18 protein-coding genes are annotated in these 20,570 nt (G+C 70.4%); 8 read left to right on the top strand and 10 right to left on the bottom strand.

Annotated features, from left to right (window positions below; translation table 11 throughout):
* Positions 1 to 7 precede the first annotated feature (7 nt).
* Together M878_RS79615 and M878_RS79610 are read right to left on the bottom strand one after the other, a co-directional pair.
* Positions 8 to 751, bottom strand: coding sequence for a zinc ribbon domain-containing protein (locus M878_RS79615; protein WP_078630677.1), 744 nt, complete (start codon positions 749 to 751; stop codon positions 8 to 10).
* Complete coding sequence (locus M878_RS79610) at positions 748 to 1,599, bottom strand: Nif3-like dinuclear metal center hexameric protein (protein WP_023551170.1); 852 nt, start codon at positions 1,597 to 1,599, stop codon at positions 748 to 750. The genes M878_RS79615 and M878_RS79610 overlap by 4 nt, the downstream gene beginning before the upstream one ends.
* Positions 1,600 to 1,787: 188 nt before the next feature.
* On the opposite strand from M878_RS79610, the gene M878_RS79605 reads away from it, so the two are divergent.
* On the top strand, positions 1,788 to 3,251 hold the full coding sequence (locus M878_RS79605; RefSeq protein WP_023551169.1) for a hypothetical protein: 1,464 nt from the start codon (positions 1,788 to 1,790) through the stop codon (positions 3,249 to 3,251).
* 95 nt (positions 3,252 to 3,346) lie between these two features.
* Positions 3,347 to 3,505: a hypothetical protein gene (locus M878_RS98505; RefSeq protein ID WP_023551168.1), complete on the top strand. Its 159-nt coding sequence runs from the start codon at positions 3,347 to 3,349 to the stop codon at positions 3,503 to 3,505.
* Between the two features lie 54 nt (positions 3,506 to 3,559).
* Here the strand turns inward: M878_RS98505 and M878_RS79600 are convergent, their stop codons facing one another.
* Genes M878_RS79600 through M878_RS79590 form a run of 3 tightly spaced genes read right to left on the bottom strand, consistent with a single transcriptional unit; the run spans position 3,560 to position 6,493 of the window.
* Entirely contained in the window at positions 3,560 to 4,501 is a 942-nt protein-coding gene (locus M878_RS79600; protein ID WP_023551167.1) for a 3-oxoacyl-ACP reductase, read from the bottom strand.
* A 10-nt stretch (positions 4,502 to 4,511) separates the two neighbouring features.
* On the bottom strand, positions 4,512 to 5,588 hold the full coding sequence (locus M878_RS79595; protein ID WP_023551166.1) for a Zn-dependent alcohol dehydrogenase: 1,077 nt from the start codon (positions 5,586 to 5,588) through the stop codon (positions 4,512 to 4,514).
* A 29-nt stretch (positions 5,589 to 5,617) separates the two neighbouring features.
* Entirely contained in the window at positions 5,618 to 6,493 is an 876-nt protein-coding gene (locus tag M878_RS79590) for a MaoC/PaaZ C-terminal domain-containing protein (protein WP_023551165.1), read from the bottom strand.
* A gap of 326 nt (positions 6,494 to 6,819) precedes the next feature.
* Between M878_RS79590 and M878_RS79585 the strand changes: the two genes are divergently transcribed.
* Entirely contained in the window at positions 6,820 to 8,091 is a 1,272-nt protein-coding gene (locus M878_RS79585) for a sensor histidine kinase (RefSeq protein WP_023551163.1), read from the top strand.
* On the opposite strand, the gene M878_RS79580 is transcribed toward M878_RS79585, so the two are convergent.
* Positions 8,069 to 9,658 carry an alpha-L-arabinofuranosidase B gene (locus tag M878_RS79580; protein ID WP_031226259.1) on the bottom strand — a complete coding sequence of 530 codons (1,590 nt, stop codon included), beginning with the start codon at positions 9,656 to 9,658 and terminating at the stop codon, positions 8,069 to 8,071. The two genes, M878_RS79585 and M878_RS79580, sit on opposite strands and share 23 nt — an antisense overlap.
* Before the next feature lie 301 nt (positions 9,659 to 9,959).
* Here M878_RS79580 and M878_RS79575 point away from each other — a divergent pair, with 301 nt between their 5' ends.
* Positions 9,960 to 10,601, top strand: coding sequence for a response regulator transcription factor (locus tag M878_RS79575; RefSeq protein WP_023551161.1), 642 nt, complete (start codon positions 9,960 to 9,962; stop codon positions 10,599 to 10,601).
* Between the two features lie 13 nt (positions 10,602 to 10,614).
* Here the strand turns inward: M878_RS79575 and M878_RS79570 are convergent, their stop codons facing one another.
* From M878_RS79570 to M878_RS79555, 4 genes are all read right to left on the bottom strand, one after another.
* Complete coding sequence (locus M878_RS79570; RefSeq protein WP_245238252.1) at positions 10,615 to 11,370, bottom strand: hypothetical protein; 756 nt, start codon at positions 11,368 to 11,370, stop codon at positions 10,615 to 10,617.
* A 35-nt stretch (positions 11,371 to 11,405) separates the two neighbouring features.
* Positions 11,406 to 11,945, bottom strand: coding sequence for a SigE family RNA polymerase sigma factor (locus M878_RS79565; RefSeq protein ID WP_023551159.1), 540 nt, complete (start codon positions 11,943 to 11,945; stop codon positions 11,406 to 11,408).
* A gap of 52 nt (positions 11,946 to 11,997) precedes the next feature.
* Complete coding sequence (locus tag M878_RS79560) at positions 11,998 to 13,470, bottom strand: MFS transporter (RefSeq protein ID WP_023551158.1); 1,473 nt, start codon at positions 13,468 to 13,470, stop codon at positions 11,998 to 12,000.
* An 85-nt stretch (positions 13,471 to 13,555) separates the two neighbouring features.
* Positions 13,556 to 14,767, bottom strand: coding sequence for a lipid-transfer protein (locus tag M878_RS79555; protein ID WP_023551157.1), 1,212 nt, complete (start codon positions 14,765 to 14,767; stop codon positions 13,556 to 13,558).
* Positions 14,768 to 14,930: 163 nt separating this feature from the next.
* On the opposite strand from M878_RS79555, the gene M878_RS79550 reads away from it, so the two are divergent.
* The 4 genes from M878_RS79550 to iscB all read left to right on the top strand — a co-directional run bounded on the left by M878_RS79550 (position 14,931) and on the right by iscB (position 20,287).
* Complete coding sequence (locus M878_RS79550; RefSeq protein WP_023551156.1) at positions 14,931 to 16,682, top strand: MFS transporter; 1,752 nt, start codon at positions 14,931 to 14,933, stop codon at positions 16,680 to 16,682.
* 160 nt (positions 16,683 to 16,842) lie between these two features.
* Positions 16,843 to 17,496 carry a class I SAM-dependent methyltransferase gene (locus tag M878_RS79545; protein ID WP_023551155.1) on the top strand — a complete coding sequence of 218 codons (654 nt, stop codon included), beginning with the start codon at positions 16,843 to 16,845 and terminating at the stop codon, positions 17,494 to 17,496.
* Positions 17,497 to 17,518: 22 nt separating this feature from the next.
* Entirely contained in the window at positions 17,519 to 18,460 is a 942-nt protein-coding gene (locus M878_RS79540; RefSeq protein ID WP_023551154.1) for an N-acetylmuramoyl-L-alanine amidase, read from the top strand.
* 120 nt (positions 18,461 to 18,580) lie between these two features.
* Complete coding sequence (gene iscB, locus M878_RS49305; protein ID WP_342452734.1) at positions 18,581 to 20,287, top strand: RNA-guided endonuclease IscB; 1,707 nt, start codon at positions 18,581 to 18,583, stop codon at positions 20,285 to 20,287.
* Positions 20,288 to 20,570: the final 283 nt, after the last annotated feature.

Raw genomic sequence — 20,570 nt, 5'->3', positions numbered from 1 at the left:
TACAGACCTACAGACCCGACTCGGCCGTACGCACCAGGATGCGGCGGCAGTTCTCGCAGCGCACCACGGTGTCCGGCGCCGCCGCGCGGATCTCGCTCAGCTCGGTGATCGCCAGCTCCTGCCGGCAGCCCTGGCAGGTGCGGGCGTACAGCTTGGCCGCACCGATGCCGCCCTGCTGCTCGCGCAGCTTGTCGTAGAGCTTGAGCAGGTCGGCGGGGATCGCGGCCGCCACGATCTCGCGCTCCTTCGTCACCGTCGCCGCCTCGCCGTCGATCTCCTCGAAGGCCGAGTTCCGGCGGGCGCTCGCGTCGTCGATCTTCGACTGGACCGAGGCGACCCGCTCGGTCAGTTCATTGACCCGCTCCTGCGCGGACTCGCGGCGCTCCATGACCTCCAGGACGACGTCCTCCAGGTCGCCCTGGCGCTTGGCGAGGGAGACGATCTCGTGCTGGAGGTTGGCCAGGTCCTTCGGCGAGGTGACCGCGCCGGAGTCCAGGCGCTGCTGGTCGCGGGCGGCGCGCTGGCGCACCTGGTCCACGTCCTGCTCGGCCTTGGTCTGCTCGCGGGCGGTGTCGCTCTCCTCGGTCTGCGCGGCCACGAGCAGGTCCCGCAGCTGTGTGAGGTCCTTGTTCAGCGTGTCGATCTCGGCGTGCTCCGGCAGCGACTTCCGCTTGTGCGCGAGCTGCTGCAGGCGGACGTCGAGGGCCTGGACGTCGAGGAGTCGGATCTGGTCGGCGGGCGCGGCGTTCAGTTGGGGGCTCCTGCAGGTGTCGTACTGGACGCCGCGTGGGCGGTCCAGGGGTCGGTGACCGTCTTGGAGACATGGACCCGGAGGTCCCAGCCGTGGCGGTCGGAGATCTCGTCGAGCTGGGCTGCGGCCAGCTCGCACCAGGGCCACTCGGTGGCCCAGTGCGCCGCGTCGAGCAGCGCGAGGGGGCTGTGGGCGACCGCCTCGCTGGCCGGATGGTGGCGCAGGTCGGCGGTGAGGAAGGCGTCGACGCCGGCCGCCCGGACCTCGTCGAAGAGGCTGTCGCCGGAGCCGCCGCTGACCGCGACCGTGCGGACGACGGCCTCGGGGTCGCCGGCCACCCGGATGCCCTGGGCGGTGGCGGGCAGCCGCTCGGCGGCGCGCGCGGCCAGCTCGCGGACGGTCACCGGGTGGTCCAGTTCGCACACCCTGCCCAGGCCCCGGCGGCCCGCCGGATCGGTGGGGTCCGGGACCAGCGGTCGTACGACACGCAGGTCGAGCGCGCCCGCGAGGGCGTCCGAGACACCCGGATCCGCCGTGTCCGCGTTGGTGTGGGCTACGTGCAGGGCGATGTCGTTCTTGATCAGGGTGTGGACCACCCGGCCCTTGAAGTGGCTCGCCGCGACCGTGGTCGTCCCCCGCAAATAGAGCGGGTGGTGGGTGACCAGCAGGTCGGCGCCCAGCTTCACCGCCTCGTCGACGATGTCCCGCACCGGATCGACGGCGAACAGGACCCGGGTGACCGCCTGGTCGGGGTCGCCCACGACCGTGCCGACCGCGTCCCAGGACTCGGCCCGCTCGGCGGGCCACAGGTTCTCCAGCGCGGCGATGACTTCAGACAGACGGGGCACGAGGGAAAGGCTACCTGGCTGGTCCGCGCGGCCGTACCGCATCCGACGGCTCTGATCCCGCTCAGCACAAAGGTCCCGGTTTCCTCAGGCGAATCGCTTCTGCGCCACCCGTATGTGTGAAGCCGCCGTCGGCCGATCCCACGCCTGTGCGTGCGAAAACTAGCTTCGTCGCCGGAGGTGACCGAACGATGACGGCCTGTGCGATCGAACCCCCCTCCACCGGCGAGGACGACGGCGCGCCGGGGACGGGGTGCGCCATCACGACGGACGGGGCCTACGCCGCCCGGCTGGCGCCGGCCGGTGACTGCTGGTTCCCGGAGCGCTGGACGCTGGACGGTCCCGAGCCGTACGCGGTGCCGCTGCCCGGCAACCAGCCGGAGGAGCCCGGCACCGAGGTGCAGCCGCTGTCCGACGGCCGGGTGCTGATCCACCGGCTGGTGGAGCGGCGGCACCTCTTCGCCCTGCTGTATCCGACCGGTCCCGGCACCGGCGAGCTGCCGCTGGGCGCGGTGGAGTGCCCCGAGCCCGGCGCCCGGCTCACGCTGCTGCCGCCCGCACCGGGCGGCGCGCGGGCCTACGCCCTCGCCGTCGGACCGCGCTCCAGCGTGGTCTGGCTGGTGGCGGGCGGGGCGTTCGGTCCTGAGCGGCTCGCGGAGGTGCCGGGGCGCTGTTCGGGCGGGGTCTGGCTGGATCGCGCGGGGCGGATGCTGGCGCTGGACCGGGAGCCGGCCGGCGGGCCGGTCAAGACGGTCGTGGTGGACCTGGAGCGCGCGGAGGTCTCGCCGTTGCTGCAGATCGCGGCCGGGAGCGCCGACCGGCTGCTGCTCGCCGACCCCGACAGCGGACTGCTGCTCATCTCCTCCGACGCGCCCTCGCCGGGGCAGGAACGATTGGGTTGGGGCGTGCTCGGCAGCACCCTGCCGGTGCGCTTCCCGGAGAGTCTGCGGGTGCCGGACTGCGCGGTGACGCCGTTCGCGATCCAGCCCGAGCAGGTGCTGACGCCGGAGAACTGCGCGGTGGCGCTGCGCGTCGAGGGGCCGTTCGGCAGCTGGGTGGGCATCTGGCGGCCGGCCGGCAGGCAGGTGAACTACCTCCCGGCGCCCGCGGGGTGGCTGGCCGGGGCCGGGCTGTGGACACGGGACGGGGTGCTGCGGCTGCCGTGCGCCACGGAGGAGACTCCGTGCGGCGTGACGGAGCTGACGGTGCCCGGGGAGACGGGGGGCACGGGGGCCGCGGGGAGCAGGACCGCCGCGGCTCCGGGGGGAACCGGGGGGTCGGGGGGACCGGGGGAGGCGGGTCTGGAGGGTCCGGTCCGGGACGGCACGGCTGCCGGGGCGCCCGCGGCATCGTGGCAGCCGACGGAACCGGACCCTCCGGAGCCCGGGGAGCCGGTGGAGCCTGTGGAGGGGAGGGCTCCGGAGGCCGTGGCTTGGAGGGGTGCGGAGGCTGGGGGGCGGAAAGCCCCGGAGGCTGGGGGGCGGAAAGCCCCGGAGGCCGGCACGCAGAACACCCCGGAGGCCTGCACGCAGAAGACCCCGGATAGTGTGGAACAGAGGGCTCCGGATGGGCTGGAACCGGAGGCTCCGGAGCCGGTCGTGGCGCGTCCGGTGCCGTTGCAGCAAGCACCTCTGGGACGTCTTGTAACGAACTAGTGCCGGTTGGCGTGTGCGCCTGGATTCGGCCGGTGGTGCGCCGGTTACACTCGCCCGGCTGTACGAAAGATCATGTGACGGGGTGAATACGTCCGATGAGCGACACCAGCACGACGGAGCAACTGTCTGCCGACTCTTCCGAGGCTGCCGGCCACGGCCGGCACCGGGGGCCGGTCGCGGCCCAGGAGAGCGAGGCATCTCCGCACGGCCGGCACCGCAAGCCTGCGGCGGAGACCGCGGAGGCGGCCGCCTGACGGTCGTAACGGAGGAGGGGGCGCCCCGTGTGGGCGCCCCCTCCTCCCTTTTCCTCACCCGCGTTTCAGCCCCAGCACCTCCGCCGCCGCGAAGGTCTCCCCCGGCGGCAGGCCCGCGTAGTGCGGGGTGAGCAGCGCGTCGAGTTCGTCGTACGTGAACGTCTCCTGCTTGCTGTCGAACTTGGCCCGCACCCGCGGCCGTTCCACGATCGCGACCATGCCGCCGTGCACGACGAGCAGCTGGCCGTTGATCCGGGCGGCGGCCGGTGCGGCCAGATAGCCGACGAGCGGGGCGACATGCCCGGGGGACAGCGGGTCCAGGCCCTCGTCCGGCAGCTGGAAGCCGGCGAACACGTCCTCGGTCATCCGGGTCCGGGCGCGCGGGCAGATCGCGTTGGCCGTGACGCCGTACTTGGCGAGGGCGAGGGCCGTGGAGGTGGTCAGCCCGACGATGCCGCCTTTCGCGGCCGCGTAGTTGGGCTGGCCCGCGGAACCGGCGAGGAACGCCTCCGAGGAGGTGTTCACGATCCGCCCGTAGACCTCCTCTCCGCCGGCCGCCTTGGACCGCTCCCGCCAGTGTGCGGCGGCGAAGCGGGTGGTGTTGAAGTGGCCCTTGAGATGGACGCGGATCACCGAGTCCCACTCGTCCTCGGTCATCGAGAAGACCATGCGGTCACGCAGGATGCCCGCGTTGTTGACGAGGATGTCCAGCTTGCCGAACTCGGCGACGGCCAACTGTACGAGTTCCCGGGCCTGCTGGAAGTCGGCGACGTCTCCGGTGTGGGCGAGGGCCCGGCCGCCCTGGGCGCGTATCTCAGCGGCGACCTGTTCGGCCGGTCCGGCCGAGGCCTGCCCCGACCCGTCCCGCCCGGGCTGCCCGTAGTCGTTGACGACGACGGCCGCGCCCAGCCGGGCGAGTTCCAGGGCCTCGGCCCGGCCGAGGCCGCGTCCGGCGCCGGTGACGACGGCGGACAGCCCTTCAAGTGGCAGTGACATCGGCGGGTCCTCAGATCTCGATGCACGTACGCAGGGCCGTCCCCGTACGCATCTGGTCCAGTGCCTCGTTGATCTCGGCCAGTTGGACCCGGTGGGTGATCAGGCCCGCCAGGTCGATACGGCCGGCCCGCCACAGGGCGATCGCGCGCTCGTAGGAGCGCAGCACATCGCCGCCGCCGTACATGGACGGCAGGATGCGCTTCTCGTCGAAGAACAGCTCGAACATGTTGAGCTGCAGGAAGTCGTCCATGGCGCCGGCGCCGACCACGACGAGGGTGCCGCCGCGCCGGGTGTTCTCGTAGGCGGTGCGGGCGGTGGCCGACCTGCCGACGACCTCGAAGACGTAGTCGAAGCCCTCGCCGCCGGTGACCCGCTGCTTGGCCTCGGCCAGCTCGTCCGGTGACACCGCCTTCGTGGCGCCGAACCTGAGGGCGGACTCGCGCCGGGAGGCGACCGGGTCGACGGCGACGATCTCGGCGGCGCCCTTGAGCCGGGCCCCCTGTACAGCCGAGATCCCGACACCCCCGCACCCGATGACGGCGACCGACGAACCGGCCTGTACATCGGCGGTGTTGAGCGCGGCACCGAGGCCCGTCGTGACCCCGCAGCCGATCAGCGCCGCGATGTCGAAGGGCACGTCCTCCGGGATGGGCACCGCGCAGCCGGCGTCGACCACGACCTCCTCGGCGAAGGTGCCGGTGCCCGCGAAGCCGAAGACGTCACCGCTCGTGCGCTTGAAGTTCGGGGTGCCGGCGTTCATGAACCCGGCCAGGCACAGCTGGGTCTGGCCCCGCTTGCAGGCCGGACAGGCACCGCAGGCGGGCAGCCAGCACAGGACGACCCGGTCGCCGGCCTTCAAGTGCCGTACGCCTTCGCCTACTTCGAGGATCTCGCCCGCACCCTCGTGGCCCGGCACGAACGGCGCGGGCTGCGGCAGTACGCCGCTCATCGCGGACAGGTCCGAGTGGCACAGCCCGGTGGCCCGCACCCGGACCCTGACCTTGCCGGGCCCGAAGCCCACCGCCTCGACGTCGTCGTGGACCTCCAGCTTTTCCTGGCCGATCTCGTGCAGTACGGCTGCGCGCATGGTGCGGCTCCCCTCGGAAGGACAGGTTCTTAGGAGTGCTGTACGACGGTGTCGGCGAGGACCGGCGCGTCGCCCCTCTCGACGGCGCTCACGGCCACCCGGACGCCCCCCTCCCCCTGCCACATGCGGATGCGCAGGGTCTCCCCCGGGAACACGACTCCGGCGAACCGGGTGGTGTACGACCGCACCCGGCTCACGTCCCCGCCGAGCAGGGTGTCCACGACCGCCTTGAGCGTGATGCCGTAGGTGCACAGCCCGTGCAGGATCGGCTTGTCGAAGCCGGCACGCTCCGCGAATTCGGGATCGGCGTGCAGCGGGTTCCAGTCGCCGGAGAGGCGGTAGAGGAGGGCCTGGTCGGGGCGGATGGGCCGCTCGACCGTCCGGTCGGGCTCACCGACGGGCGGTTCCAGACGCATGGAAGGACCGCGCTCTCCGCCCCATCCGCCTTCCCCTCGTACGAAGATCTGGGCGTCGCTGGTCCACAGCGGGCCGTCGTCGTCGGCGACCTCGGTGCGCAGGACCAGGATGGCGGCCGTGCCCTTGTCGTAGACGGCGGCGAGCCGGTTGGTCGCTCTCGCAGTGCCCTCGGCCGGGATGGGCCGGTGGATCTCCAGCGTCTGCCCGCCGTGCAGGACCTTGGCGAGTTCGACCTCCACACCGGGCAGGGACAGCCCGCTGATCACGCCGGGCGCGCCGGAGCCCGCGACGGTGGCGAAGCTCGGCAGGACGTGGAGCCGGGACTCCAGGGTGTAGCGCAGTTCGTCGGGGTCCGTGGCGGGGCTGTGTCTGTCGGGATTCGCGGCCGCGCCGATGCCGAGGTGGTAGAGCTGGACGTCCTTCGTGGTCCAGGAGATGTCCCCGGTACGGGGCTCGGCCGCGAGGGCTTTGGCTGCGTCGATGGGCATACGGCTCCTGTGGCGGTTCAAGACCCCGGCACGGCCGTCCGCACCGTCGGCCGCACCGAGGTCGTCCTTGGGGCGGATCTAGAACGCGTTCCAGTCCAGCGCCCTAGGTATAGCCCAGCGCTCCTCAGTTGTGAAGGCTCCTGACGGGGTGTCAGGTAGGTGACGGCAGTGACATTTGTACTGCCCGAGTGCGTACATGCGCATCTGCCCGGAGCCGGACGCGGGTGCCATCATCGTGCTGATGGCACGGCTGGAACCGTTCGGTTCGTACGCTGTGCTGTCGTACCGCCGTGCGGCGGGGACCAGCTGATCGGGGGATCACGGATATGACGGTGTGGCACAGACTGCGGAGCCAGGCGCGGGCCTGGCAGACGGCACGGCTCCAGTGGAAGGCGGAGCACGAGCGCTTCAAGGCCGCGCAACGGGCCGCCAGGAAGCGGGGCGGGAACCCGGACGTCGACCATCCGGGCCCGCCGCCCACCGGCTTCGCCCTGCTGCCCTGGCTGCTGATGGGGATGGGGGCCCTGTTCGACCTCCTGCAGGGCAAGACCCCGAACCCATGGATCGGCGGCCTGGGCCTGCTCGCCTTCAACTCCCTGTATGTCTACGTCACGTTCCGCTCCTTCGACCGGGCCGAGCGCGAGGCGGTCTCCACCCGGGTGGCACTGGGGCTGATGGGCCTGGTGACCACGGGTCTGGCCCTCGGTTACGGCGGCAGCTGGCTGTTCTTCTTCCCGCTGCTGGGGCTCGCGACGGGCGCGGTGCTGCGCGGCCCGTGGCTGGGCCGTACGGGTCTGCTGCTGGCCGCGTACGCGGGTGCGATCTCCGCCGTCCGCGACGGCGGAGACGCGGTGAACATCGCCTATGGCACCTTCCTCTCCAGCATGGTGACCGCCGCGATCCTCGGTCTGTCCGAGGCCGTACGGGAGCTGCGCGCCGCCCGCGAGGAGCTGGCCCGGCGCGCGGTGGAGAAGGAGCGGCTGCGTTTCTCGCGGGATCTGCACGACCTGCTGGGGCACACGCTGTCGGTGATCGTGGTGAAGTCGGAGGCGGCCCGGCGACTGGCCGTGCGCGACATGGACGCGGCGCTGGGCCAGATCACGGACATCGAGTCGGTGGGCCGGCAGGCGCTCACCGAGATCCGGGAGGCGGTGACCGGCTACCGGGAGGGCAGCCTCGCCACCGAGCTGACCCGGGCCCGCTCGGCGCTGTCCGCGGCGAGCGTGGAGCCGGTGGTACGGCAGTCCGGTACGCCGCTGGAACCGCAGACCGAAGCGCTGCTCGGCTGGGTGGTGCGCGAGGCGGTCACCAACGTGGTCCGGCACAGTGACGCGAGCCGCTGTGAGATCACCGTGGACAGCGGCACCGAGCAGGTCCGGCTGACCGTCACCGACGACGGCAGCGGCACGCCCGTCACCCGGGCGCAGCCGGGGATCGGCGGCACGGGCCTGAAGGGGCTGACCGAGCGCCTCGCGGCGGCGGGCGGCTCGCTGACAGCCGGCCCGTCGCCACGCGGCGGTTTCACGGTGCACGCCGAACTCCCGGTGCAGTCGGCGGAGTTCGCGGACGCGGCGGCTACGGCGCCCAGGGCGAGCTGACCGCCCAGCTGACGTCGTCGGTCCAGGACGTGCTGCTGTCGAAGTCGTTGGAGCCGCCGTCGCTCGCTATGTACAGGTTGTAGTTGTAGTGGCGCAGGTATCTGGTCGGGTAGTTGTACGAGGCGAACGAGGTGCCGCTGCCGCTCTTGCCGGTCTGCGGGCAGAAGGTGGCGTCGGACCGGAACTGGGCGGTGCCGTCCATGGGCTGCCGGTAGAGCTTGAAGTTGTAGTGGCGCAGGAAGTCGCCGGGGTAGTTGCGCGATTCGAAGGAGACACAGGAGTTGTCGACGAGCCCCTTGCGGACGATCCAGGTGGCGTCGTTCTTGTCCAGGCCGGAGCTGCTGGAGGTGATGGCGGAGAGGACGCCGGCGTTGTTCTGGTGGCGGACGTAGTCGCTGGTGCAGCAGGAGGTGGTCGCGCGCAGTGAGATCTCCGAGCCGGCGCCCAGCGTGCCGGTGCTGCCGGTCGCGCCGCCGTAGCCGACGGAGACGATGTCCGCCTGAACGGCGTTGTCGGCGGCGTCGGTCGGGATGCCGGAGGTCATGACGCCCTCGAAGAAGGAGCCGATGGAGCCGTTGCTGTTGTCGCCGCCGGTGCCGAGGACGATCGCGCCCTCCTGGTGCATCGGCGAGTACCCACTGGTGGTCGGCTCACCTCCGGAATAAGTGGTCGTGAGCCCGCCCGATTGCGCATTCCCGTATTTCAGCGCGAAATGGTTCTGGCCGTTGTTCTTGAGCAGCGCCGTCACGAAAGGCAGGGGTCCGGTGCCGGTGTTGGAGGTGTTCTTGCTGTATCCGGCATCCGACTGGAACAGCCCGTTCTCCAGGTCGGCCTGCACCCAGGGGCCCTGTCCGTAGCAGGGCGAGAACCAGCACTCGGTGCCGAAGTTGATGGCGTCCATGTGCCCGTTGCCGGTGTCCTTGTTGTTGGTCTCGGCGTTGCCGTAGTCGAAGCAGCAGGCGCCGTTGACATGGGTGCCGGACGTCACCATGTACATCCCCTCGGCACCGCCGTTGGTGGCGACACCGGAGGTGGAGTCGTCCCGGTAGCCCATGCCGGCGGAGATCTCCAGGCCGTAGACCTGGCGGCCGCCGACGGTCACCGGGAGCGCGTCGGCGGGCGCCCCGACATCCGCCTTGCCGGCGCCGCCCGCGCCCTCGATGGTGAGGTCGTTGTGGCGCGAGGACTGGTCGTAGATCTTGGTGATGACGCAGGTCGTGCCGGAACAGAAGGAGTCCTGGGCGGCCGCGTCGGCGTATCCGCCGGCGGACAGCAGGCCGATGTTCGCGGTGGCCCCGTCGGAGGCTCGCTGCACCTGGTAGAGCGAGCCGTCGTACGAGGAGTACAGCGCCCGGACCAGACTGTGCGCGGCGACGCAGGGGGTGCCCGTGGCGGCGTAGACGTCACAGGGCAGCGAACTCGCGGCGGCGGCCTGGGGCACACCGACGCCGAGCAGCAGCGCGGCGAGGGTGGCACAGACGGCGAGCACGGACAGGGCGGCGCTTCTCGGAAGCCGGGGGCGAGGGAGCCGCGGAAGCCGCGGGAGGCGGGGGGTTTCGGGGAGCAAGGTGTACCTCGGTTCGTCTCGGGGCAGGCCTTGTTCGGAATCTCGGACAACGTTCGATCGAAATACCGAACCCATTCGACTGCCAAATTGCAGAGGGGTTCCGGAAATGCAGGGGCGATTGTTTGCACGCTGTCGGCAGCCGTCAACCCCCGCTGCACCGAATAAGGCGGATTCTTTGCTGGCGGCCGGTGAACACGGGGCAACTACCGCAAGAAACCGCCTCTTCGGGCACCAGCCAGACGATGATCACAAAACCCTCGGCGCGACCGGCGGCTCGGCCCGATAGCCGTAACCTGAGCCCATGAACGAGATGCCCCGGGACCGTCGGCCCGCCAAGTGCATCCGGGTTCTGCTGGCTGAGGACCAGGGGATGATGCGCGGGGCCCTCGCGCTGCTGCTCGGTATGGAGGACGACATCGAGGTCGTCGCCCAGCTCTCCCGCGGTGATGCGATCGTCGAGGCGGCGCTGCTGCACCGGCCGGACGTGGCTCTGCTGGACATCGAACTGCCCGGCATCAGCGGGCTGGACGCGGCGGCCGAGTTGCGGGAGCAGGCGCCTGGCTGCCGGGTGCTGATCCTCACCACCTTCGGCCGGCCCGGCTATCTGCGCCGGGCCATGGAGGCCGGGGCGGCCGGGTTCCTCGTCAAGGACGGGCCCGTGGAGGAACTGGCCGCGGCGATCCGGCGCGTGCTCGCCGGGGAGACCGTCGTGGACCCCGCGCTGGCCGCCGCCGCGCTCAGCGCCGGGCCCAGTCCGCTGACGGCCCGTGAGTGCGATGTGCTGAAGGCCTCCGTGGACGGGACGACCGTCGCCGACATCGCCGGCAAGCTGCATCTGTCCGAGTCCACCGTCCGCAACTACCTCTCCTCGGCCATCGGCAAGACGGGCACCCGGAACCGGGCGGAAGCCGTACGGGAGGCCCGGCAGCAGGGGTGGCTCTGAGTCGCGTGCACTACTACTGGATCACCTCCGCGTTCTGGTAGGCCGTCCCGTCCGGAGCCGCGCAGGCGAACCACTCCACCGGCGAGCCGGCCACCGCCTGGGGCTGGACCACGGTGCTGGTGCCGTCCTTCCAGCCGCACTTGACGTGCCGGGCGGTGATGGCGACCGCGCCCACCACGAGCCGGTCGGGACCGTCGGAATTCGCCTTGCCCAGGGGGAGGGCCCCCGACATCAGGCTCGTGCCCGTCAGGGGCTCCCACCCCTTGACCGTGTCGAAGATGATCGTTCTGAGCGGGTTGCCGCCGTAGTACAGGCCCGAGTAGTACGAGGTCATGCCGACCAGGTGCCGGTGCCGGTGGTCGGGAAGCAGGGCCGGCTCGATGCCGTACTTGCGCATCGCGGCCAGCTGCACGGCCGCCTCCGACTCGTCCTGCGGCGCTCCCCACACGGAGACGACCACACGCCAGCTGTTGCCGTGGTCCGTCCCGCGCGCCAGCTCCGTGACCTGCGGCACGGACACATGCCGGGCCTCGGGTGTGGTCGGCCCGGTCGCCACGGTCGTATGCCCGTCGGTGTGGCCGGGCAGCCCGGTGACCGCCAGTGTCGCCCCCGTCGACCCCGCCAGCACCAGGGCCGTGACCGTCGCCACCGCCCAGCGGCGGGCTCTGCGACGGCGGCCGCCGCGGATGACCGCTTCGACGGGGGCTATACCGATCTCGACCTCGTCCGCGGCGTCCGCGAGCAGGAGGGCGATGTCCGTCTGTGTCATCTCGGTCCTCTCATGGGTCTCCCGGTCCGCGCTCATCACTTCCGCCCTCCGTGCGTCACCGTCTCGGCCAGTGCCGGTATGGCCCGGAGTTTCGCGATCCCCTTGGCCGCGTTGCTCTTCACCGTGCCGACCGAGCAGCCCATCGCCTCCGCCGCCTGGGTCTCCGTGAGGTCCTCCCAGTAGCGCAGGACCACCGCCTCCCGCTGCCGCACGGGCAGTTGGGCGAGCGCCGTGAGCAGCGCCCTGCGGTCGTCGGCCTGCGCGATCCGGTCCCCGGTGTCGGCAACCTCGTGCATCAGGCCCGAGTCGTCCTTCGGAGCCAGGAACTCCTTGAGCCTTCTTCTGTGTTTGCGCGCATGCAGGTTGATCATCACGCGCCGTACATACGCCTCCGGCTCGTCTGCCGCGCCGACCTTCCGCCAGGACACATAGACCCGCTCCAGCGTCGACTGGACCAGGTCCTCGGCGGCGTGCTGCTCCCCCGTGAGGAGAAATGCCGTACGCATCAGCCGCGGCCAGCGGCCGACCATGAAGCTCTGGAACTCCTCGCTCCGAGCCCGCTTGCCGTCCCCCATGGGCACCTCCCTTGATGTCAGAAGGAGTCCATGAGCGGCCCGGACCGTTGCCTCATCCGCGAGAAGTCGCGGAATCCTTTCCGGCGGCCCGCGCCGCGGCCGTCGCCGTCGCCGGGTTCTGCCGCGGCAGCCACAGCAGCATCACCACGGCCCCGCCCAGCAGCACCGCCGTACTGGCCCGGAAGGCCAGCGCGTAGCCGTCCGTCAGCGCCTCGGGGCCGTGGCCGCTGCCCGTCCCGGCCGCCGCGACGGTCGACATCACGGCGAGGCCGAGCGAACCGCCCATCGTGCGCGAGGTGTTGACCAGCCCCGACACCACACCGGCCTCGCCCGGCGCCGCCCCCGACGTGGCCAGGGCGGCGAGCGGGGTCGCCGCCAGACCCGCGCCGAGCATCATCAGGATCCCCGGGACCATGATCGCGGTGAGATACGCCTCGTGCGCGCTCATCGTCGACTGCCAGCCGAATCCGGCCGCGGCCACCAGCGTGCCCAGCGCCGCCACGGTCCGCGCGCCCGCCGTCCGCATCAGGCGCGGCGCCATCTTGGAGCCGACGACCACGGACAGCGAGCTCGGCACCAGGGCGAGACCGGCCTCCAGGGGCGAGTAGCCGAGGACGTTCTGGGCGTAGAGCGTCATGAAGTACCACATGCAGAACATGGCCGAGCCGGAGAGGAACATCGCCGCGTTCGCCGACGCGACCGAGCGCAGCCGGAGCAGGCCGAGCGGCATCAGCGGGGCCGCCGTACGCGCCTCGACCAGCAGGAACAGACCGATCAGCAGCAGCCCGGCGAGCAGCGGCAGCAGCGTGTCCGGGGCCGTCCAGCCCGCCGCCTCCGTCTGCGAGATGCCGTAGGCCAGGGTCGCGAGGCCCGCTGTGACCAGCAGCGCGCCCGGCAGGTCCAGGCGCCGCCCGTCCCCGGCCCGGCTCTCGCCGAGCCACACCACCGAGCCGGCCAGCACCAGCGCGCCCACCGGCACGTTGATCAGCAGTACCCAGCGCCAGTCCAGCGCGTCCACGAGGACCCCGCCGACCAGTCCGCCGGCGGCTCCGCCACCGGCGCCGACCGCGGTCCAGGTCGCTATCGCTCGCGCCCGCGCCGCCCCCTCCGGCACCGCGGACGTCAGCAGGGTCAGCGTCGAGGGGGCCAGCACCGCCGCGCCGAGCCCCTGCACGGCCCGCGCCAGCAGCAGCTGCCAGCCCTCCTGGGCGAGGCCGCCGCCCAGCGAGGCCAGTGTGAACAGGCCGAGGCCGACCAGGAACATCCGCTTGCGCCCGAACAGGTCGCCGGCCCGGCCGCCGAGCAGCATGAACCCGGCGAAGGCGATGGCGTACGCGTTCACCACCCACTGCAGACCGGACGGTGTCAGACCGAGACCGGTCCGCATGGACGGCAGGGCGACGTTCACCACCGACACATCGAGGACGACCAGAAACTGCCCGGCGCAGGCGAGCGCCACGACCAGCCAGGTGGGCGCGGTCGTACGGCGGGATATGTGAGGTGTGGTGCCGGCGGCTTCGAGCATGGGTGTCATGTTCTCAACCCGGTTACGGTCCTTGCATCGGCATTTCGGACCACTGGCACGACCCCCGGGTACTAGGCCGTACGACCTAGACCGCGCGCAGCACCGTCACCACCGCGGCCCCGCCCAGTCCGATGTTGTGCGCGAGTCCCACGCGCGCGCCCGGCACCTGCCGCTCCCCCGCCGTGCCCCGCAGCTGCCACACCAGCTCCGCCGTCTGGGCCAGGCCGGTCGCGCCCAGCGGATGCCCCTTGGAGATCAGCCCGCCCGAAGGGTTCACCACCCAGCGGCCGCCGTACGAGGTGGCGCCCGACTCGACCAGCTTGCCGGACTCCCCCATCGCGCACATGCCGAGCGCCTCGTACGTCAGCAGTTCGTTGACCGAGAAGCAGTCGTGCAGCTCGATCACGTCCACGTCCTCGATGCCGAGCCCGGCGCGGTCGTACGCCTGCCGGGCCGCTTCCCGGGACATGGGCTGCCCGACGACGTCGATGCAGGAGCCGGACGCGAAGGACTCCTCGGTGTCCGTGGTCATGGCCTGCCCGGCGATCTCCACGAGACCGGTGAGCCCGCGCCGCGCAGCGAACCGCTGCGACACCACGACCACGGCCGCTGCGCCGTCCGAGGTCGGCGAGCACTGGAGCTTGGTGAGCGGCCGGTGGACGGTACGGGAGGCGAGGATGCCGGCGACGTCGTACACGTCGCGGAACTGGGCGTTGGGGTTGTGCGCGGAGTGCCGGTGGTTCTTGGCGGCGACCGCGGCGAGCTGGGCCTCGGTCGTGCCGTACTTCTCCATGTGCTCGCGGGCCGCGTCGCCGAAGATCTGCGCGGTGGGCGGGCTCATCTCGAAGCCGTGCCGGGCGGCCATGATCTCGTAGTGCCGGGCGACGGGAGACGCCGAACTCCCGTCATCAGCGGCTCCGCCGCGGGCAACGCCGTCGGCTCCCCCGCCCAGCGCGCCCTTCTTCATCTTCTCGAAGCCCAGCGCCAGCACGCAGTCGGCGGCGTCCCCTTCGACGAGCTGCCGGGCGAGCATCAGCGCGGTCGAGCCGGTCGCGCAGTTGTTGTTGACGTTGTAGACGGGGATGCCGGTGAGGCCGAGTTCATAGGCGGCGCGCTGGCCGGCGGTGGAGGGCTGGAAGCAGTAGCCGACGGGAACCTGTTCCACGTCCGCGTAGCCGATCCCGGCGTCCGCCAGGGCCGCCTCGCCCGCTTCCCGCACCATGTCCCAGTACTGCCATGAACGGGTCTCGGGCTTCTCGAACTTCGTCATCCCGACCCCGGCGACATAGGCCTTCATGGCGCGAAGACTAGAACGCGTTTCATCAACTCACCAGCCCCTGACGACAGATCAGAAACCCATGAGCTGGTCAAGGATTCATTAGAGGCCCGAAGCAACGGAATAGTTGCCTGTGCATACGAGGTTTACCCAGCACTCATCACTACGGGGAGGCCTCGACTCCATGTCCCACACGACGACCGACCAGCCGCGCCCGAGGGCCGGCGGTGCCGTGGTCCCGGTGCTCGCCTTCGCCGGCATCGTGGTCGCGGTGATGCAGACGCTGCTCGTGCCGGTCATCAAGGACCTGCCGCAACTGCTGAGCACCGCCCCCAGCAACGCCACCTGGGTACTCACCTCGACCCTGCTGTCCGGCGCCGTGGCCACCCCGATCATGGGCCGCCTCGGCGACCTGTACGGCAAGCGGAAGATGCTGATCCTGAGCCTCGCCGTCATGGTGGCCGGCGCCCTGATCAGCGCGCTGACCAGCCAGTTGCTCACCATGATCGTCGGCCGCACGCTGCAGGGCTTCGCCATGGGCGCGATCCCGCTCGGCATCGGCCTGATGCGCGACATGCTGCCGCGCGAGAAGCTCGGCTCGGCCATGGCCCTGATGAGCTCCTCCATAGGCGTGGGCGGCGGCCTCGCGCTGCCCGCCGCCGCCCTGGTCGCGCAGCACACGAACTGGCACGCCCTCTTCTACGGCGCCGCCGGCCTCGGCGTGCTCTCCATCGCCCTGACCCTCCTCGTCGTACCCGAGTCCCCGATGCGGGCGGAGGGCTCCTTCGACCTGCTCGGCGCGATCGGCCTGTCCGGCGGTCTGGTCCTGCTCCTGCTGCCGATCACCAAGGGCAGCGACTGGGGCTGGTCCTCCGGCACCACGCTCGGCCTGTTCGGCGCGTCGGTTGTCGTACTCCTCCTCTGGGGCCTGTTCGAGCTGCGCGTCAAGGCGCCCCTGGTCGACCTGCGCACCACCGCGCGCCCGGCCGTCCTCTTCACCAACCTCGCGTCGATCATGGTCGGCGTCGCGTTCTACGTCGTCTCGCTGGTCCTGCCCCAACTGCTCCAGCTGCCGAAGGCCACCGGCTACGGACTCGGCCAGTCCATGGTCGTCGCGGGTCTGTGCGTGGCCCCGCTGGGCCTGACGATGATGTTCACGGCACCGGTGTACGCCCGGCTGTCCGCCAAGTACGGCCCCAAGGTCACCCTCATCATGGGCCTGCTGATCATCGCGCTCGGCTACGGCGGCGGCCTCGGTCTGATGGACGCGGCCTGGCAGACCGTCGTCACGTCCGTCGTCCTCGGCGCGGGCATCGGCCTCGCCTACTCCTCGCTGCCCGCGCTGATCGTCGGCGCGGTGCCGGCGTCGGAGACGGGTGCGGCGAACGGCCTCAACACGTTGATGCGGTCCATCGGTACGTCGGTGTCGAGCGCCGTCATCGGGATGGTGCTGGCCAACACGGCGAACAACGTGGGGGGCGTCGCGATCCCGACGATGCACGGCTTCCGGGTGTCCTTCCTGATCGCTACGGCCGCGGTCGCCGTGGGCCTGCTGCTGGCGCTGTTCCTGCCGAAGGCCGCCCGCCCGGCTCAGCGGAGTCAGCACACGCAGCTCCGGGCGAGCAGTGAGGAGGACGCCGCGCTGGAGCGGGCGGAAGAGGTGCTGCGGGGGTTCCGGGGGCGGGTTCTGGGCGCCGATGGTGTTCCCGTCGCCCGGGCCAAGGTCACACTGATCGACCGACGGGGGCGGCAGGCGGGGGCGACCGTCTCCGACGAGTACGGCAGTTATGTGCTTGCCGTGCCGGCACAGGGGGCGTATGTGCTCGCCGCGAAGGCCTCCGGCCATGGGCCGCTCGCTTCCTCCGCGACGCATTCCGGGGAGGAGCGGGCTGTCGAGCTGGATCTTTCATTGCCTCGGGAGATTGTGAGCGCGTAGCGCTCCGCGGGGTGCCGCGCTGTGCCGGCTGGCGGCTGACTCGCCGTCGTGGCCATTCGCGCAGTTCCCCGCGCCCCTGTGAAACGCACCCCCTGTCGATAAGTGACCGGGGGTGCGGCAGCATGGGCGGTCGGACTGTTGTACGACCGGAAGGCCCTCCATGCCCGCGCACGCCCCCAAGCCCGAGATTCTGGACGCGTTCGAGGCTGCCAAGGGGTTCATGCCCCTGGATGAGGGGCTGGCGTTGTACGTGGCCGCGGTGGAGGCAGGGCGGATGGGGTTGCCCTTGCTGGAGGTCGGGACGTACTGCGGGCGGTCCACCGTGTTGCTCGCCGATGCCGCACGGGCCGCCGGGGTCAGCGTGCTGACCGTCGACCATCACCGGGGGAGCGAGGAGCAGCAGCCCGGGTGGGACTACCACGATCCGGAGACCGTGGACCCCGAGATCGGGCTGATGGACACGCTGCCGGTCTTCCGCCGGACCCTGTTCAAGGCGGGCCTGGAGGAGCACGTGGTCGCGTTCGTGGGCCGTTCCCCGCAGATCGCGGCGATCTGGAACTCCCCGCTCGGCTTCGTCTTCGTCGACGGCGGCCATACGGACGAGCATGCGAGCGCCGACTACGAGGGCTGGGCGCCCCATGTGGCCGAGGGGGGCCTTCTCGTCATCCATGACGTCTTCCCGGAGCCCGAGGACGAGTTCACCGGGCAGGCGCCGTACCGCGTGTACCTGCGGGCCCTTGAGTCCGGGGCGTTCACGGAGGTCTCGGTGACCGGCTCGCTGCGTGTCCTGCGGCGAACGGGCGCAGGGATCTGAGGGCCCGGTTAGAGTCGCAGACGTGTCGTACGTAGGCCCGGAGTTCGAACCCGCACAGCCCCGCAGGCCCCGGCGCGGGCCGCTGACCGTGGCGCTCGCCGCGCTGGTGCCCGGCGCGCTGCTCGGCTGGATGGTGTACGAGGCGGTGGGCGGAGGTACCGGAGGCGGCTCGGATCGCGCAGCCGCCACCGCCTCGCCCTCCGGCAGCGCCGCCGTGTCCTCGTCCCCCTCCCCCACGGACGACGGCAAGGGGGCGTCCGGGGCCGCGGCCGGATCCGGGTCGCTGAAGGGGAAGGTCGTCGTCATCGACCCCGGGCACAACCCGGGCAACTTCCAGCACGCGGCCGAGATCAATCGCAAGGTCGACATCGGGACGAACGACAAGGAGTGCGACACCACCGGGACGTCCACGAACGACGGTTACACCGAGGCCCGGTTCACCCTCGACGTCGCCCACCGGCTGAGTGCGCTGCTGCAGAAGCAGGGCGCCACGGTGAAGCTGACCCATGACGGCGACCGCCCGGCCTGGGGGCCGTGCGTGGACGAGCGGGCACGGATCGGGAACGACGCGCACGCGGACGCGGCGATCTCCATCCACGCCGACGGCTCCGCAGCCGGCAACCGCGGCTTCCACGTCATCCTTCCCGGATCCGTGCACGCCGGTGCCGCCGACACCCGTAAGATCGTGGGCCCTTCGCACGACCTCGGTACGCGCGTCGCGGGCGCCTTCCTGCGCGACACCGGTGAGCCGCCGTCCAACTACCTCGGCGAAGGTACCGGTCTCGTTACACGTACGGACCTGGGTGGTCTCAATCTGTCAACAGTTCCGAAGGTGTTCATCGAGTGCGGCAACATGCGCGATAGCAAGGACGCGGCACTGCTGACCAGCGGCGCCTGGCGGCAGAAGGCGGCGCAAGGGCTTTTTGATGGGATCTCGGACTTCTTGAACGCGCAACGGAATTGACTCAGTAACGTTCCTGCACCCCGCAAAGAGAAGAATCGGAATTCCTTACACACTCCGCCTGAGTACGCGATACCGTCGTCCACACGTTGCAGGGCTGCACGATGCTCACGCCGAGCCTTAATGCCCTCGGCGAAGCTCTCAACGACCGACGAAGGACCTGAAGTCATTCACTCCCGGCCCGATGGCCGGAGCGTACTTCTCAGCCGAGAGATGCACTCATGTTTGACCAGCCCCAGTCATCATCATGAGGAGGTGCCTCTGATGACTACGTTCAGTTCACGTGAGAAGACCCACCGCGCCGTGCTTCCTCAGCGGCGTGCTCTGGAATCCGCAGGAGCAGACACCCCAGGGAGTAGGGACGAAACGGCCTGCGGACTTCCGGCAACCATGTCGGGCACGGCTTCTGAACATGGGCGAGGGGAGACCCTGCCGGAGGGCACCCCTCCGGCAGGGCGTCACCCCAACCCCGCTTCTGCGGGGAAGGGCGAGGCTCGTGAGGGTCATCCATCGGTGTTCGTTTTGGACAAGCACCACCAGCCGCTCATGCCCTGCACACCGGCTCGCGCCCGTAAACTCCTCAAACAAGGCCGAGCCGTCGTACACCGCCACACCCCATTCGTCATTCGCCTCAAAGAACGCACCATCTCCAGCTCCGAAGTGACGGGCGTGGAACTGGGTATCGACCCAGGCAGCAGATTCACGGGTATCGCACTCTTTCGCACCCACGGCAAGCCGATGGAAACCGTGCGCCATGGTCTCTTCGCGATCGAGCTGGCGCATCGAGGCGGAGCGATCAGCAACAGACTCACCGCACGGGCCACGCTACGCCGAGCGCGGAGACAGCGAAACCTCCGCTATCGAGCGCCCTGCTCCAGCAACCGCGCTCGGCCGGAAGGCTGGCTCGCGCCGTCTCTCAGGCACAGGGTGGATACAACCAGCGCTTGGGTGGACAGAATCGCCCGCTGGGCCCCCGTACGGACCGTGCATGTAGAGCAGGTTGCGTTTGACACTCAGGCCATGAGCGCGGACCGGTTCGCGTCCGATGCGGAGTACGTGCACGGCACCCTGCAAGGGATGGAGGTGCGTGAATACCTCCTGGCGAAATGGAACAGGACATGCACCTACTGCGGCGCAACAGGCGTCCCGCTCAACATCGACCACATCCACCCCCGGTCCCGAGGTGGTTCCGACCGCATCTCCAATCTCACCCTCGCCTGTATTCCCTGCAACGAGCAGAAGGGAAACAAGCCGGTGGAGGAGTTCCTGAAGAAGAAGCCCGCCTTGCTCTCGAAGGTCTTGCAACAGGCAAAGGCCCCTCTACGGGACCCGGCAGCGGTCAATGCCACCCGCTGCGCACTCATCCAAACACTCAAAGCCAGCCACCAAGACGTACGACCATCCTCGGGGGGCCGAACGAAATGGAATCGCGAGCGCACCGCAACGCCCAAGACGCACACGCTTGATGCCTTGTGCGTCGGAGCCCTTGAGAGCGTGGCACGTCACCCGGGGACGGTCCTTGTTGTAACCGCGACCGGACGCGGGACCTACCGTCGCACCACCCCTGACCGATACGGCTTCCCCCGGCTGAACCTCCCCCGCGCCAAGCAACAGTTCGGCTTCGCAACCGGTGACCTCGTACGCGCGAACGTCCCCACAGGCAAGAAACAGGGACGCCACACCGGCCGCGTCGCCGTCCGCGCCACCGGGAACTTCAACATCAAGACAGATCACGGACTGGTTCAGGGCATTCATCACCGGCACATCCGTCTCCTCCAACGCGCCGACGGCTACGGCTACACCACCCGGGCGGAAGCCGACCACGATTGAGAGGCAACGATGGGTGTCGGTGAGGACTTCGTCGGTCTCAATCTGCCAACGGTTCCTCACGCCGTCATCAGCACGGCAACATGCACGGCCGGAAGGGCATCGCATCGCTGACCAGCGGTGCCTGGCGCCATCGGGCTTCACGTGGAGTCTCTGAGGGAATCGTGGGATTACTGCGGGAGTAGTGTTCGCGGCGTCGAACCCGAGGGACAGCCAGCTCGGACGGACGATAGTGTCACTCCTAGGATGAGGGGCCACCCCCGCGCTTCACACCGCGTCCTGAGGC

It is taken from the genome of Streptomyces roseochromogenus subsp. oscitans DS 12.976, from assembly GCF_000497445.1.
GTDB classification, from domain to species: domain Bacteria; phylum Actinomycetota; class Actinomycetes; order Streptomycetales; family Streptomycetaceae; genus Streptomyces; species Streptomyces oscitans.
Note: the sequence above shows the minus strand (reverse complement) of the source record. Positions and strands in the feature narration are given on the sequence as shown.